The organism is Klebsiella sp. I138, assembly GCF_051131765.1.
In the GTDB taxonomy this organism is placed as follows: Bacteria; Pseudomonadota; Gammaproteobacteria; order Enterobacterales; family Enterobacteriaceae; genus Klebsiella.
In genome coordinates, this window is sequence record NZ_CP180447.1 from 2,625,838 (window position 1) to 2,640,997 (window position 15,160).

General features: G+C 58.0%; 11 protein-coding genes. 3 read left to right on the top strand and 8 right to left on the bottom strand.

Annotation, left to right across the window (positions count from 1 at the left end; translation table 11 throughout):
- Window positions 1–97: 97 nt before the first annotated feature.
- Genes ACMYSK_RS12265 through ACMYSK_RS12280 form a run of 4 tightly spaced genes read right to left on the bottom strand, consistent with a single transcriptional unit; the run spans window position 98 to window position 3,073 of the window.
- Window positions 98–859, bottom strand: coding sequence for an amino acid ABC transporter ATP-binding protein (locus ACMYSK_RS12265; RefSeq protein ID WP_434643461.1), 762 nt, complete (start codon window positions 857–859; stop codon window positions 98–100).
- On the bottom strand, window positions 852–1,517 hold the full coding sequence (locus tag ACMYSK_RS12270) for an amino acid ABC transporter permease (RefSeq protein WP_434643463.1): 666 nt from the start codon (window positions 1,515–1,517) through the stop codon (window positions 852–854). Before ACMYSK_RS12270 ends, ACMYSK_RS12265 begins: the two co-directional genes overlap by 8 nt.
- Window positions 1,518–1,531: 14 nt before the next feature.
- Window positions 1,532–2,173: an amino acid ABC transporter permease gene (locus tag ACMYSK_RS12275; protein ID WP_434643466.1), complete on the bottom strand. Its 642-nt coding sequence runs from the start codon at window positions 2,171–2,173 to the stop codon at window positions 1,532–1,534.
- 48 nt (window positions 2,174–2,221) lie between these two features.
- Window positions 2,222–3,073: a transporter substrate-binding domain-containing protein gene (locus tag ACMYSK_RS12280; RefSeq protein ID WP_434643469.1), complete on the bottom strand. Its 852-nt coding sequence runs from the start codon at window positions 3,071–3,073 to the stop codon at window positions 2,222–2,224.
- 232 nt (window positions 3,074–3,305) lie between these two features.
- Here ACMYSK_RS12280 and ACMYSK_RS12285 point away from each other — a divergent pair, with 232 nt between their 5' ends.
- Together ACMYSK_RS12285 and ACMYSK_RS12290 are read left to right on the top strand one after the other, a co-directional pair.
- Window positions 3,306–4,772, top strand: coding sequence for a PLP-dependent aminotransferase family protein (locus ACMYSK_RS12285; protein ID WP_434643472.1), 1,467 nt, complete (start codon window positions 3,306–3,308; stop codon window positions 4,770–4,772).
- 143 nt (window positions 4,773–4,915) lie between these two features.
- Window positions 4,916–5,644, top strand: coding sequence for a phosphodiester glycosidase family protein (locus ACMYSK_RS12290; protein WP_434643475.1), 729 nt, complete (start codon window positions 4,916–4,918; stop codon window positions 5,642–5,644).
- A gap of 102 nt (window positions 5,645–5,746) precedes the next feature.
- Here the strand turns inward: ACMYSK_RS12290 and ACMYSK_RS12295 are convergent, their stop codons facing one another.
- The 3 genes from ACMYSK_RS12295 to ACMYSK_RS12305 are packed head-to-tail and all read right to left on the bottom strand — an operon-like array spanning window position 5,747 to window position 12,715.
- On the bottom strand, window positions 5,747–8,839 hold the full coding sequence (locus ACMYSK_RS12295) for an efflux RND transporter permease subunit (RefSeq protein WP_434643477.1): 3,093 nt from the start codon (window positions 8,837–8,839) through the stop codon (window positions 5,747–5,749).
- A 13-nt stretch (window positions 8,840–8,852) separates the two neighbouring features.
- On the bottom strand, window positions 8,853–9,932 hold the full coding sequence (locus ACMYSK_RS12300) for an efflux RND transporter periplasmic adaptor subunit (RefSeq protein ID WP_434643479.1): 1,080 nt from the start codon (window positions 9,930–9,932) through the stop codon (window positions 8,853–8,855).
- Between the two features lie 59 nt (window positions 9,933–9,991).
- Window positions 9,992–12,715: a cation-transporting P-type ATPase gene (locus ACMYSK_RS12305; RefSeq protein ID WP_434643481.1), complete on the bottom strand. Its 2,724-nt coding sequence runs from the start codon at window positions 12,713–12,715 to the stop codon at window positions 9,992–9,994.
- 501 nt (window positions 12,716–13,216) lie between these two features.
- On the opposite strand from ACMYSK_RS12305, the gene ACMYSK_RS12310 reads away from it, so the two are divergent.
- On the top strand, window positions 13,217–13,465 hold the full coding sequence (locus ACMYSK_RS12310) for a DUF1158 domain-containing protein (protein WP_434643484.1): 249 nt from the start codon (window positions 13,217–13,219) through the stop codon (window positions 13,463–13,465).
- Here ACMYSK_RS12310 and ACMYSK_RS12315 read toward each other — a convergent pair.
- Window positions 13,394–15,016 carry an alpha/beta hydrolase-fold protein gene (locus ACMYSK_RS12315; RefSeq protein WP_434643486.1) on the bottom strand — a complete coding sequence of 541 codons (1,623 nt, stop codon included), beginning with the start codon at window positions 15,014–15,016 and terminating at the stop codon, window positions 13,394–13,396. The two genes, ACMYSK_RS12310 and ACMYSK_RS12315, sit on opposite strands and share 72 nt — an antisense overlap.
- Window positions 15,017–15,160: the final 144 nt, after the last annotated feature.

A 15,160-nucleotide genomic window follows, 5' to 3' on the forward strand; every position in this document is an offset into this window, starting at 1 on the left:
TTTGGTAGTCTGGTCGCCCGTACTGGCGCCACGCGCCGCCTTCGGGACGGCATACAGGGGTTTCTTTCACCTCCGTATTCCGTCCCTCAACAACATATTACCGACTGCTTTGCAAAAACTGGCGAACGCGTTCGGAGTCCGGGTTGGTGAAGAACTTCTCCGGCGGCGCCTTCTCAATCAACAGCCCTTTTTCGAGAAACACCACCTCATCCGACACCTGACGGGCAAAGTCCATCTCGTGAGTGACCACCACCATGGTGTACCCTTCTGCCGCCAGCGCCTTCATCACCCCCAGCACTTCGTTAACCAGTTCGGGATCCAGCGCCGACGTCGGTTCGTCAAACAGAATCACTTCCGGCGACATCGCCAGCGACCGGGCAATCGCCACCCGCTGCTTCTGCCCGCCGGAGAGGGTAATCGGCCAGGCATCGGCTTTGTGCGCCATCCCGACTTTTTCCAGCTGCTGCAAGGCTATCGCATACGCCTCCTCGCGTTTCATCCCTTTAACATGGAGCAGCGCTTCGCTGACATTCTGCTGTACGGTCAGGTGCGGCCACAGATTAAAACTCTGGAACACCATGCCCACTCGCTCGCGAATCTTCGACAGCTGACGGTGAGACATGGCCTTGCCATTCTGGTCATCAAAACCCAACCGCTGGCCACCGATATGGATCTCGCCGCGATCCGGCTGTTCCAGCCAGTTCATGCAGCGCAGCAGCGTCGATTTGCCAGAACCCGACGAGCCCAGAATACTGACCACCGACCCTTTTTCGACGGTCAGGTTGATGTCGCGCAGTACTTCAATATTATCAAACTGTTTGGAGACGTTTTTAATGCTCACTGCAGTCATATCAGGCATGGCTCATTCCTCTTCTGGCTCCGAGGGCGCTCAGTCGCTTAATCAGCAACTCCAGCAAAATGCTGATTGCCCAGTAGAGTGCAATCGCGACGATAAAGGCGTTAAACGGGATAAACCAGGTTGCCTGGACACTGTTGGCCGCCGCGGTAATCTCCTGAACGGTGATAATGCTCAGAAAAGCGGTATCCTTCAGACAAATAATCAGCTGATTGCCCAGCAGCGGCAGTGCCGACGAGACGATATTCGGCAAAATAATCCGCCGGTAGATCTGGTAGCGAGAGAACCCCTGAGCCACCGCGGCCTCAATATACCCGGCGGAAAATACCCGCCGCTGGCTGCGCAAGATTTCAAAGAAATAGGCACCGTGGTAAAAAATCAGCGCAACCAGGCCTGCGGTCCAGGCATCCATACTGATCCCTATCTCCGGCAGGCCGTAATAGAGCAGATAGGCGAGGATTAAAAATGGAATGGCGCGCATCAGGCTGACAAAACCGATAATGACGCGGTTCAGCCATCGCTTTTGGTATTCGGTCAAATAGCACAACATAATACCAATGATTAGCCCCACGACGGCGGCCAGAATAAATAGCTCAAGAGTGGCGATCAGGCCGGAAATAAAGCTGTCGCGCGCTGACCAGATAATAGCCCACTGATTCATAGATCCTCCCGTTGTTATCGCGCCAGGCGTTTCGCTTTACGTTCCGCCAGCCCCTGCAGCTTCAGCAGCATGCCGATTATCACGACGTAAAGCAGGCCCGCCGCGAGGATCGGCGACAGGGGTTCATAGGTGACGGATGAGATACGGTTAGTTACGCGAGTTAAATCAACCACACCGATCACCGCAATCGCCGGGCTGCCTTTGATCAGGAAAGACATTTCATTCACCAGCGCCGGCAGGCTCTCGATCCACATCTGCGGCAGCATGATGTGGCGAAAATAGGCCCAGCGGCGCATCCCCACGGATTCCGCAGCCTCGCGCTGCTCACGGGGGAACGTGCGAAACGCGTTACGCCAGATTTCGGCGTTAAAGGCCGAAGTGTTCAGGGTCAGGGCCACGATTGCCGCCACGTTTTTGTCGAGATTAATCCCCACCGTTGGCAGCGAGAGAAATAGAAACAGCACCAGCGTCACCAGCGGCGTGGCGCGCGCCAGGCTGATATAGACCACCAGCAGCTGGTCAACAATCGGGATACGCAGCATCCGCACCAGGGCTATCAGCAGACCAATCACCACCCCAAACGTGATGGCGATGGCCGAAATCCAGAGGGTCGTCCATGCGCCTTCAATCAGTAACTGCCAGGAAATTGCATCCATATGGCCCTCCTTTGGATTAAAACCGCGGCGGCGATCCGCCGCGAAAGGTTAAAAACCTGCCAGTTTGTGGAACTGTTCCGGACTGGTAATCGCTTCTGTCGGGAGGTTATCGTAGGTTTCGCCAAACCATTTTTTCTGCAGCTCAGCAAGCTTGCCAGTTTCGCGCATATGATTCATAAATTTGGTCATATAGGCCAAAAGCTGCGGTGAGCTTTTCGGAATGGGCCAGGCCATATAGCCCGGGCCGGATACCGCCAGCCCTTTGGCAAAGACCTTCGGTTTGGCTTTCGCCAGATCGTTGACCGAGATAACCACGTTAATCACGTAATCAAGGCGCTTATTAGCCAGGTCGGCGTAGGCTTCCGGGTAGGAGGGATACTCCACCACTGGCCCAAGCTTGCCACCGGTTTTTTCCAGCATCGCTTTCAACTCTGGCAGTCGCGCCAGCAGCGCACTCCCCGCCTGCAGGCCCACTTTTTTACCGCTTAAATCGGCGATGGTGTTAAGGGAGTTATCGCCAGCACGTTTCACAAAATAGTGCTGTGCCGAGGCCCAGGGTGGCGTGAAGTCAAACACCTTCAGCCGATCGTCGGTAATCACCGCGCCGGTTAACGCCATATCGTACTGGCCGGTAGAGACTGCCGCTAACAGGCCGGTCCATGGCAGGATGCTCTGGTCGACGTGGAATTTGGCATATTTGCGCAACTCCTCCAGCATATCTTTGTTAAAACCATCGGCCTGGCCGTTATTCATAAAGTTAAACGGCGCGTAATCATCTTCGGTCGCGACTTTCAGGGTGCCGGACTTTTCGATGTCCGGGAGATCCGCTGCTGCTGCGTGATAAGAAAAAGCCATCGCCATAACGGCGCCCAGACACATTGAACCCAACGATTTTTTCATCAATCCACCCCTAATTAATTCGCCAGACGTGTTCATTCCCGAACATGAAAAGGTTTTGCAAAATTTGTGCCGACGGAAACTCCGGTCCGCGACTAATGAATGCGTTTTTACTGTAGGGAGCGTTTTTGTTTTCCGGATAGAGCCAGTTTGGCTGCGTCACTGTGTCAGTCTTCCTCAGGGTGGTATGGAATTTGCTGCAGGGTGTAGAGAGATTTCACGTAAGGAGCCCCGCATGATCCGTCACCTTTTGCACGTCGAGTTCGACCAACGTCGCGGTTTACAGGAACAGGTGCGGGAGACGTTGGTTAACGCCATTCTGAGCGGCATTTTTTCCGCCGACACGCCGTTGCCCTCCTGCCGCCAGTTGGCCAGCCAGCTACGGGTGTCGCGCAATACCACGGCGCTGGTTTTTGAAAGTCTGGTCAGCGAAGGCTATCTCATCAGCCGCCCGCGCAGCGGGTACTATCTGCATCCCGACTATCAGCACGCCGCCGCCTCTGTCACCGTGCCGGGTGCACCGGATAGCGAATGTGCTGCACCACGCTGGGGCACGCGGCTGCAAATTACCCCCAGCCAGCAGGAGTCGATTCTGAAACCCGCCGGCTGGATGAACTACCGCTATCAGTTTATCTATGGCCAGCCGGATACCCGCCAGTTTCCGCTGACCACCTGGCGCTCGGCGGCCAACTGGCTGCACGGCGGCGTGCGCGATCCGGCCTGGGTCGTCGATCATATCGACCAGGACGTACCGATGCTGATAGAGCAGATCCGCACCCGGGTGTTGCCTAAGCGCGGCATCGTCGCTGCGGCAGATGAGATTCTGATTACGCTCGGTTCGCAAAACGCGCTCTACCTGCTCACCCGCCTGCTGATGTCGTCAAAGACCCGGGTCGGCGTAGAGAACCCCTGCTTTCGCGAGGCAATTAATACCTTCCTGCTGGCAGACGCCGATATCGTGCCACATCCGGTAGACGAAGAAGGGATCGTGCTTGACGATACTCCCTGCGATTATTACTACGTCACCCCCGGCCACCAGGTGCCGACGGGGGTGGCAATGAGCCAGGCGCGGCGCAGCCAGCTGCTGGAGCATGCAACCCGCCATGATGCGGTGATCATCGAAGATGATTACGATTCGGAAAGCAATTTTATGCTGAACCCGCTACCGGCATTAAAAGCCAGCGATCGCAGCGGGCGGGTGATCTACGTCAGCAGCCTGTCGAAAGCGCTGTCTCCCGGCCTGCGGCTGGGTTTTATGGTCGCCGACCCGGACCTGATTGATGAAGCACGTGCGCTGCGGCGGCTGATTTACCGCCACCCGCCCACCAATATTCAGTATCAGATGGCCCACTTCCTTGCCCAGGGGCACTATGAAACCCATCTGCGGCGCTACCACTACGATTCCGCGCAGCGCTGGGAGCGTCTGAATAATGCGCTGCATAACTACCTGCCGGAGTGCCGGATTATTCCCGGGAGTGAGCATGCCAATGCTTTTTGGCTGGCGACGCCGGAACAGATTAATACCCAGCAGCTGACCTGGCGCGCCGCCCACGCCGGAGTACTGATTGAGCCCGGCGCGCGTCATTTTCTCAACGCCAGCCCGCCGGGTAACTTCTTCCGCATGGGCTTTCACGCGATCAATCCCGATGCGATAGAACCCGGCGTCGAGGTTTTGTGCCACCAGCTGGCCCAACTGGGGTGAGCAGCCTCCCCTATCCCGGCGACGTACCAACCGGTCTGGTTTAACAGCGCGGCGAAATCCGAAGGCATAGTGCGGTAAAAAGGTATACTGCTGCCTCTGTCTGTTTCGCCGCTCATGTTTGCGGCACCACAAGGAACGTCGCTATGCCTCTGCGCTTCCCGCATCTTCTGCCAGCGCTGTTGATCGTCTCTCTGCCCGCCGTTGCCAGCGGAAAGTGCACCCTCACCGACCCGTCGTTGTCGCTGCAAAGCTATGCCGTTAATCCGCAGCGCGAGCGCATTGTGATGTACTGGAAAAAAGCAGATGGCGAGGCCTTTGGATCGCTGCGTGCCCTGCTGGCAGGAATCAATCAGGATGGGCGTGTGCAGATGGCGATGAACGGCGGTATTTACGCAAAAAACGATGAGCCACTGGGGCTGTATATCGAAAAGGGCGTGCAAAAGGTCCCGCTTAACCGCGCCTCCGGCGGCGGCAACTTTTTTATCCGCCCCGGCGGAGTGTTTTATCTTGAGGGGCAAAAAGCGGGGATCGCCAGCATCGATAAATACAAGCCATCACCGGCAATCACCTACGCGGTACAGTCCGGGCCAATGCTGATTGAAAACGGTAAGATAAACTGGCGCCTGAAGCCGTCCGCCAGCTCGCGCAAGCTGCGCAATGGCGTCGGTATCACCCGGCAGGGCCAGGTCATTTTTATGCTCAGCGAACGCGAAACCAACTTCTACGATTTCGCCTGCTACGCGCAGTCAAAACTTAACGTTCGCCAGATGCTCTATCTCGACGGCACCATTTCCAGAATGTACCAGCAAGGCGGCGGCGTGCCGTGGCAGTATCATCCCTTCGTCACCATGATTACCGTGGAATCGAAATAGCCGATTTTTATCGGGCGCGGTGTTTATGATTGCCTCTCTTTATGTTGCTGCTCTGAACCCGGCGCAGCGTAGCGCTGGCCGGGAAAAGCTAACGTGTCGAACCTACATCCGCCGATGCCCCCACTCGCGCAGGCGCTGGAATAACACGAACAGTGACGGAATAAACACAATACCGATAACCGTCGCCACCAGCATGCCGCTGAACACCGTGGTGCCGATAATCCGTCGACTCTGCGCCCCGGCGCCGGTGGCGAGCATCATCGGCATAATGCCGATAATAAAAGAGACGGCGGTCATCAGCACCGCCCGAAAACGCCGGGTGGCCCCCTCGCGGGCGGCATCCACCACCGACATCCCCTCTTCGCGTTTAGCGCGGGCAAACTCGACGATCAGAATCGCATTTTTCGCCGCCAGCGCAATGAGCAACACCAGCCCTATCTGTACGTATACATCGTTGGCATAGCCGGCTATCCATAGCCACAGCAGCGCCCCGCCGATAGCAAACAGCACCGACAGCATCACGCTTGCCGGCAGCGTCCAGCTTTCATATTGGGCGACGAGGAACAGCCACGCCATCGCCACCGCCGCCAGCACGATCCAGATAGCCTGATTACCGGTCTGCTGCTCCTGCCAGGATATGCCGCTCCACGCATAATCATATCCCTGCGGCAAATTCGACAGCAGAATTTGCTCCATCACCGCCATCGCCGTGCGGCTGCTGACGCCCTGCGCCGCGGAGCCGCTCACCGACACCGACGGGAACTGGTTGTACTGCTGAATAAACGGCGCGCCGACGCTTGGGGTAATGGTCACCAGATTACTCAGCCGAATCCGCTCGCCGTGATGACTGCGAACATACAGCTCGCCTATCTGTTCCGCCCGCTCGCGCCACTGCATCTCGTTTTGTACCACGACCGGGTAGACGCGATTGTTGATGCTGAAATCTCCAACGCGGGTGCCGCCAAACGCCGTTTGCAGGCTGTTGAAAATCCGCGATACCGGCACGTCCAGCCGTGCGGCCTGGTCGCGGTCAACGTTGAGCGTCAGCTGCGGAACGTTGCTGCTCCAGGTCGTAAACACCTGGCTCAGCTGCGGATGCTGGTTCGCCATTCGCAGCACCTGCTGCGTCACCTGCTCCAGCTCCGCCGACGATTGCCCGGCCTGCGCCAGAATACGTAAATTGAAGCCGGACGCGTTACCCAGCCCTGGTAACGTAGGCGGCGCAAAGGTCATAATCGTCGCTTCCGGCAGCCCCATCAACTGACCCTGTAGTTTGCCCATTACCGCATTCAGTGGCGGCCGCTGATGCCAGTCTTTCAACATCACCGAGATAAATCCGCCGTTGGACGCGCTGGTGCCGTTGAGAATGTTAAAACCGGACACCTGAATCACATCCTCAACCGCAGGATTGGCCAGCAGCAGCGTACGCGCCTCGGTCATCACCGCTTCGGTACGCTCCAGCGACGCCGCTTCCGGCAGTTGCACGCTGGCGAAGAAATAGCCCTGATCCTCCTGGGGCAGAAAGCCTTTAGGCATTTGACTAAAGCTGAAGGCCACCAGGCCGGCGGCCGCTGCTGTTGCCGCCAGCGCCAGCCACGGACGACGGTTCATCCGTCCGACCAGCGCACCGTAGCCGTCACGCACCGTTTCCAGGGCGCGGTTGAATGCCCGCCAGAGAGCAGCAGGCTGGGCAGGTCGCGGGCGTAGCAACAGCGCGCACAGTGCCGGCGTCAGGGTAAGTGCGACAATGCTCGATACCGTCACCGCCGTCGACAGAGTGACGGCAAACTGCCGATACAGCTCGCCGACGATCCCCGGCAGCAGCGCCACCGGTACAAACACCGCCAGCAGTACCAGGGTGGTAGCGATAACCGGCCCGGCGATTTGACGCAGCGCCAGCGCGGTCGCCTCCGCGCGCCCGGTGCCTTCCGCCAGATGGGTTTCAACGCTCTCCACCACGACGATGGCGTCATCCACCACCATGGTCAGGGCGAGAATAATAGCGAATAAACTCAGCGTATTGGCGCTATAGCCCAGCAAATACAGCACGGCAAAGCTACCAATCAGCGACACCGGGATTGCCAGCGTGACAATCAGCGTGGCCCGCCAGCTCTGCAGGAACAGCGACACCACCACGACCACCGCCAGCAGGGTCAACGCCAGCGAGACGCCAATCTCTTTGATCGTTGCCGCCACAAAGCGGGTGGTATCGAATTTTACCTCCCAGGTCAGATCCGCCGGAAAGCGGCTGTGCAGGCGGGTCAGTTCGGTGCGTACCGCGTCAGCGACCTGCAGGGCGTTGGCGGTTGGCGTCGGATAGATACCGAGATACGCGGAGTCTTTCCCGTTCAGCTGTGCGCCAGAACTGTAGCTTCGCGCCCCCAGCTCAAGGGTGGCGACTTCGGCGAGGCGAACCAGCTGGCCCTGTTCACCGCTGCGGATCGCTATCTGGCTGAAGCTTTCCGCATCACTCAGGCGACCAATACCGTTGATGGTCAGCGTCTGCTGCTGGCCGTTGAACACCGGCGGCGTGCCCACCTGCCCGGCCGCCCCCTGCACATTCTGCTCGCGCAGCGCCTGGGCGATATCATCGGCCGTCACGTTCAGTGCGTTCATGCGATCGGGACGCAGCCACACCCGCATGCTGTAGTCCCGGGCGCCAAACATCTGTACCTCACCTACCCCCGGCAGGCGGGCCAGCGCTTCGCGCACCTGGGTACTGGCGTAGTTGCTGACGAACAGCGGAGAGAGCGTTTCCAGCGGCGAGTACAGGCTGACGCCCATCAGCAGATTGCTCGCCCGCTTACGCACCTGCACCCCGTTCTGCTGTGCATCGGCGGGGAGCTGCGACAGGGCCTGCGATACGCGGTTTTGTACGTCAATCGCCGCCAAATCGGCATCGGTTCCCGCGGCAAAGGTCAGGCTCAGGCTGTAGGTACCTTCATCGGAACTGGTGGACTCCATATACAGCATATGGTCAACGCCGTTGAGCTGGGTCTCCAGCGGCGCGGCGATGGCCTCCGCGACGTCCGCCGCGCTGGCGCCCGGCCAGCTGGCGCTGACGTTGACCACCGGCGGCGTGATCTGAGGATATTGCTCGACCGGAATCAGCTTCAGCGACACCGCGCCGATAAAGGTCATCAGCAGCGCAATCACCATCGCAAAACGCGGGCGACGAATAAAAAACGTCAGCATCCCTTCTCCTTCCTTATTTCAGCAGTTGAACGGATGCGCCGTCACGCAGACGCTGCGCGCCTTCCGTCACCACGCGCTCGCCCGCTTGCAGACCGTCAGCCACCACAAACTGCTGTCCCTGTTGGCCGCCGGACGTCAAACGTCGCAGCGCGACGGTGTTATTTTCCGCAATAACCCAGCTATAGAACCCCTGAGCATCCTGCTGGACGGCAGTAACCGGGATCATCAGGCTCTCCGGCGACTGCCGTGGACGAAGGATCACCGGCACGTTGCCGCCTGGCAGCAGGCGATGCTGCGGATTGGCGAATTCAGCGCGCAGCACTACGCTGGCGGTGCGAGTATCGATCCGGTTATCGACCGAAGTCAGCACGCCATCTTCCCGCTGACCGTCGGGTTCAATCTGCGCCAGCCACGCCTGCTTCAGCGCGCCAATATCGGCATGCTGCCCGGCTTTACTGTAAAAAGCGGCTTCGTCTAAGGCGAACGAGACGCGAATCGGATCGAGCTGCACGATATCGACCAGCATTCCGCTGGTGGGCCCCACCAGGCTGCCGACATGAAAGCGGCTGTGACCGATACGCCCGCTCACCGGGGAATCGATACGGGTATAATCCAGCGTAATTTGCTGCGTCGTAACGCGTGCCTTCGCCTGCTCCACGGCGGCGGCGGCAACATCGCGCTGCATCCGGGCGTTATCGACATCGTTGCGGCTGATAGAGTGGTTATTTTTCAGCTGCTGATAGCGGGTCAGCAGCTGCTGGGCCTGACGCAACGAGGCCTGGGTACTTTTCAGTTCAGCCTCAGCGAGCGCCAGCGCGGCCCGAGGCTGCGCGTCATCGAGGGTGAACAGCCGCTCGCCCTTCTTAACGTACTGTCCGTCCTGAAAATGGCGTTGCAGAATCGCCCCCTCCGTACGTGCGCGGATCTCCACGTCATGAATCGCCTCAATACGACCGGGAAGTGGGCGTTCAGCCACATGCGGTAGAAGCTGAACGGCGGTCGCGCGGACCGGGATGGCGGGTGCGGCGGTGGCCGTCAGGGCGCAGCCTGCCAGGCCAAAGGTCAGTAAGACCAGGCGCAAAATATTTTTCATCGGGATTCCTTGCTGGCGGTGCGGCGTCCCTCCCCTGACGGAGAGAGACGCCGGGCAAATCAGGCGGTTTTACGTAACGGGCGGGTCAGACGTTTTTCGACTTCCACCACCAGGAACATCACGATGCCAATCGCCAGGGTAATGAGCCAGTAGCGCAGCGGCAGCGATTCGGTGCCAAACATCGTCTGCATAAACGGCAGGTAGATAATCGCCAGCTGCAGGAGCAGAAGCACGCCGCTGACCAGCCAGATGCCTTTGTTACGCAGCAGGCCTTTATTCAACGAGAAGCTCTCGCTGCTGCGGCAGTTAATCATGTACACCCACTGGGCGGTTACCAGCATCTGCAACAGCACGGTGCGGATAAACTCAGCACTATGGCCGCGCGGTGCCAGCCAGGCCTCAAGAATAAAGGCGGCGACGGCAATCATGGTCCCGACGAAAGCGACACGCCAGACGGCGAAGGCATCCATCACGTGCTGGCCCGTTTTCCGCGGTGGGCGGTTCATGACGTTGCGCTCGGCGGCTTCGAAAGCGAGACCGAAGGAGAGCGTGGCGGAGGTCGCCATGTTCATCCACAGAATCAACACCGGCGTCAGCGGAATAATATTCCCCGCCAGCAGGGCAATAATGATCAGCAGCCCCTGCGCCAGGTTGGTCGGCATAATAAACAGAATCGTTTTCTTCAGGTTGTCGTAGACACGACGCCCCTCTTTCACCGAGCTGGCGATGGTGGCGAAGTTGTCGTCCGTCAGCACCATGTCGGCCGCCTCTTTGGTCACTTCGGTACCTTTGATGCCCATAGCAATGCCAACGTCGGCCTGGCGGAGCGCCGGGGCATCGTTTACGCCATCGCCGGTCATGCCGACAACTTCGCCGGTATCCTGCAGTGCCTTGACCAACCGCAGCTTATGCTCCGGGCTGGTGCGGGCAAAAATATCGTACTCCACGGCGGCCTTCGCCAGCTCGGCATCATCCATGTGCTCCAGCTGGTAGCCGGTCATCGCCTGCGTGCTGTTGGTGATCCCCAGCATCTGGCCGATGCTCATCGCCGTTTGCGGGTGATCCCCGGTGATCATTTTCACGCGGATCCCGGCGGTCTGACAGGCATGAATAGCGTCAATCGCTTCCGGACGCGGTGGGTCCATCATCCCGGCAATACCGAGGAATATCAGGCCCTCACGCAGATCGTCGTGGGTCAGCGTCGTGCGATCGGCCTGCGCCGGTTTACAGGCGGCGGCAACCATACGCAACCCCTGACTGGCGAAGCGGGAGATTTCATCCTCCCAATACTGACGCTCGAACGGTGCCGCGCCCTGCTTTGTCATCTGCTCACGACACATGGCGAAAATCACGTCCGGCGCGCCGGTTATCAGCACACGCTCGACATTGTCGATTTTCTGGTGCGTCGCCATGTACTTGTACTGTGAATCAAACGGAATTTTGGCGACCAGTTGTGTCTCAACCGACGGCAGGTTTGCCTTTGCCGCCAGCACTTTTAACGCCCCTTCGGTCGGCCCGCCGGTGATGCCCCACAGGCCGCGTGCGTCCTTAACCAACTGGCTGTCGTTACACAGGTCAATCGTGCGCAGATACGTTTCCAGCACGCTCCCGGCATGAATCTGCACCGGCTCATCGCTGCCTTCCAGATAGATATTGCCCTGCGGCTCATAGCTGTCACCCTCAACCCGGTAGCAACAGTCGGCGGTGATAATCGCTTTGACCGTCATTTCGTTCATGGTCAGCGTCCCGGTTTTATCCGAACAGACCACGGTCATCGCCCCCAGCGTTTCTACCGTCGGGAGCTTGCGGATAATGGCGTGTTTGCGCGCCATCGCCTGCACACCGAGAGAGAGAATGATCGAGATAATCGCCGGTAGCCCTTCCGGAACAGCCGCCACGGCCAGGCTAATCAGCGACAGCAGCAGCTCACCCATTGGGATATCGCGCAGGGCCAGGCTGAAGACAAACAGCGCCGCCATCATGGCAAGGATAATGACGAAGATCGCTTTACCCAGTTTATCCATCTGCACCAGCAGCGGCGTGCGGTGCTTCTCGATGCCCGCCATCATCTGGTTGATGTGCCCGAGTTCCGTATCCTGTCCGGTCGCCGTCACCACGCCGACGCCACCGCCGCCGCTGATGGTTGTTCCGGAAAACACCATGTTGATCCGGTCCCCCAGCGGCAGCTCGCCTTTCAGCGCGTCGGTGGTTTTATCCACCACCGTCGATTCGCCGGTCAGGATCGCCTCTTCCACACGCAGGTTGTGGGTTTCGATCAGGCGCATATCCGCCGGCACGCGGTCGCCCGCCCGCAGAATAACGATATCTCCCGGCACCAGATCGCGGGTGGGCAGCGTTTCATGTTTACCGTTGCGCTGTACCCGCGCGTTGCTGGAAAGCATATTGCGGATCCCCTGCAGGGATTTTTCGGCGTTGCTCTCCTGAACGTGGCCAATCAGGGCGTTAATCACCGTAACGCCCAGGATAACCAACGTATCTACCCAGTGTCCCATCACCGCCGTCAGCACCGCCGCGGCCAGCAGGACGAAAATCAGCACGTCGTTAAAGTGGGCGAGGAAACGCAGCCAGGCTGGCTTGCTTTTCTTTTCCGGCAGCGCGTTAGGGCCAAAGGATGCCAGGCGCTCAGCGGCCTCGGCGGAGTGCAACCCTGCGGTGCGGCTCTTTTTCTGCTCCAGCACCTGCTCAACGGTCTGCCGGTAGGCCGGCTGTGGTGCAGAATCCCCCCCAGGAGGGGTATTGTGGGGATTAATCATTCTGGTCAAAATAAATTTTCCTTATAAATTCCGCTATTCGGAAAGCCTGAAATCATTTCTGGCCAATGAACGAATATGATTTTATATAGCGAGGTAAAAATTGATCCAGAACAATTAAGGACCTCTCGCAAAATTTAAAATCTGTGATAAGTTAATTCTTCAAACAACTATTGCAGAATATTAATAAACATAAATTAAACGAGGTCCATTATGTTTGGAATCTACCGCGGACGCCGCCTGGCACTGTACATCTTGTTGGCTATCATTATCGCCACCCTGGTGGGATATAGCACCTACAGTTTTGTAAAGTACACCATTTAATAATGACGTTAATTGACATTAAAATGCGATTAATTTAATGACAAATAATTCGAATAATATTAACAAGGGAAATAAGAGATATTATATTAGTGCTACGCATAATGACGTAAATATTCGACCAGGAAAGGATATTGCGTTACATGCTTTTTTACCGGACAATATGTTTTTTTAACTGATGATTAACAAGTAATGAAACATCCGCTCGAAACGCTGATCTCTGCCGCAGGCATTTTATTGCTGGCCCTGATCTCTTGTTTACTGCTGCCAGCGCCGTCCCTTGGGTTAACGCTGGCACAAAAACTGGTCGAGACCTTTCATCTGATGGATCTCAACCAGTTTTATACCCTGCTTTTTTGTCTGTGGTTTTTAGTGCTGGGCGCGATTGAATACGTGGTCCTGCGCTGGGTCTGGCGTCGCTGGTTTTCTCTGGATCGCTAGCCCGGTAAAGTCGCGCATTCCCGCTACCAGCGCCTCGCACCAGGCGACATAATCATGGCCGCTGGACGAAGGATGGAAGCTGACGCGATAACCTTTATCGCGTAGCACCTGCTCAAATTCGCGGGTATTGCTGTAAATCCCGCCGTCAGGTCCCGAGGTCTCGAACCGCCCTGCCTGTAGCCAGAAGCGTACCGGATAGCGTGGCGACTGCTGATACTGCCGCGTCAGCCAACTGGCCTCTTCGCCTTTTGGTGCCCACCAGTAAGAGCCCGACAGACTGAGGACGTTGGCAAACTGTCGCGGATAGCGCAGCGCGACCCACGACGCGGCCAGCCCGCCGTAGCTGGATCCGGCGACAACGGTTTTTTGTCGGCTGATATTTAGCCCCTGCTGGCGTAGCCAGGGCAGTAGCTCATGGGCCATAAAATCGGCAAAGAAGGGATTTGGCGGCAGTTCTTTCGCCCGCCGCGGATGATCGAGGCTATCGATAAATATGACGTTGATCGGCGGCAGCGCATGGCTGGCGATCAGGCTGTCCAGCACGTTAGCAAAGTGATATTCGTCCTGATAGGTTTTGCCATCAAACAGCATTAACGTCCAGCGCGCGGGCTGCGGCAGGCGCGGACGGTAGATAATCACTTCCCGGGTATTGTGCAAAAAATCGCTGCGCAGCTGATGGCGGGTCAAGGTGCCATAGCGCAGGGGCTGCGCCATGCGCTGCGGCGTGCAGTAGCGAGCCGGATTGAGCGCCAGCAGAGAATAGCGGCTCCAGCGATCGCTGGCACGGTTCACGCTTTGCGGGTTCAGCGGATCGGCCTGGGCGCTGATGAGAATCGCCCGTCGCTGTTCATGGCCGACGCCGTCAACCTGCGGGACATCCGGCGCCAGCTTATATTGCATCAGCGTATCTGCCGGCACCACGTAGCTGCGGAACCAGACATCGGAATGGCCGAGCCGGAACAGCGGATCCTGATCGCCCGCCGGGGAGCCCAGCAAGAAGACGTTTTTACTCGCCCCACGCCACAGGAAAGTGACCCGCTTGTGTCCGGCATCCACCGGTTCTACCATCGGCGTCCCTTCCTGCTCGCGCTCCTGCCAGAAACGTGCCGTAGAACCGCCCGCCGCCAGCTCCTGCATCAACTGTTGTAAGCGAGGGCTGACGGGATCCGGCGACGGCTGTTTGGCCAGCGCGGTCGTTTCTTTCATCCGCCAGCGGAAACGCCAGGTCATGCCTTCTTCCCCGTGCAGGACCAGCGCAGAAGCGCGGTTCACCGGCAGGGAGAACAGCAGCATTTGTTCACCATCCGGCGGCCCTCCCGTTAGCAGCGTGCGCAGCCGACGGTTATTTTCATCCAGCAGTCGGGCATCCGTTACCCCGGAAATCGTCGCCGTAACGTAGTTCTCACCCAACGTCGGTAGATCAAAACAGACCTCACCGCTGGCATCGAATTTTCCCTGTAACTCCCCCTGCAGCGAGGGCGACTCGCAGTTCATTGCCGCTGCCGGTAGCGCGCTCATGCCAACCAGCAAACCACTCCATGCCATTTTCATTGCCCGATTTATCCTTGAACGCATTGGTAAGCAACGCTAATTCAAATGGGAATGATTTGCAATAGCATCTGGATGGGTTCGCGAGGGAATGCCGCCGCTGAAGGGATATTCCGGCGACGTCATCCGTTTAGCACTGCTGATCGG

Excerpts from the sequence above, each read along its gene's own strand:
- ACMYSK_RS12300 (WP_434643479.1), bottom strand. The coding sequence starts at position 9,932 with ATGAAAAATATTTTGCGCCTGGTCTTACTGACCTTTGGCCTGGCAGGC.
- ACMYSK_RS12295 (WP_434643477.1), bottom strand. The coding sequence starts at position 8,839 with ATGCTGACGTTTTTTATTCGTCGCCCGCGTTTTGCGATGGTGATTGCG.
- ACMYSK_RS12310 (WP_434643484.1), top strand. The coding sequence starts at position 13,217 with ATGAAACATCCGCTCGAAACGCTGATCTCTGCCGCAGGCATTTTATTG.
- ACMYSK_RS12275 (WP_434643466.1), bottom strand. The coding sequence starts at position 2,173 with ATGGATGCAATTTCCTGGCAGTTACTGATTGAAGGCGCATGGACGACC.
- ACMYSK_RS12280 (WP_434643469.1), bottom strand. The coding sequence starts at position 3,073 with ATGAAAAAATCGTTGGGTTCAATGTGTCTGGGCGCCGTTATGGCGATG.
- ACMYSK_RS12270 (WP_434643463.1), bottom strand. The coding sequence starts at position 1,517 with ATGAATCAGTGGGCTATTATCTGGTCAGCGCGCGACAGCTTTATTTCC.
- ACMYSK_RS12315 (WP_434643486.1), bottom strand. The coding sequence starts at position 15,016 with ATGAAAATGGCATGGAGTGGTTTGCTGGTTGGCATGAGCGCGCTACCG.
- ACMYSK_RS12290 (WP_434643475.1), top strand. The coding sequence starts at position 4,916 with ATGCCTCTGCGCTTCCCGCATCTTCTGCCAGCGCTGTTGATCGTCTCT.
- ACMYSK_RS12265 (WP_434643461.1), bottom strand. The coding sequence starts at position 859 with ATGCCTGATATGACTGCAGTGAGCATTAAAAACGTCTCCAAACAGTTT.
- ACMYSK_RS12285 (WP_434643472.1), top strand. The coding sequence starts at position 3,306 with ATGATCCGTCACCTTTTGCACGTCGAGTTCGACCAACGTCGCGGTTTA.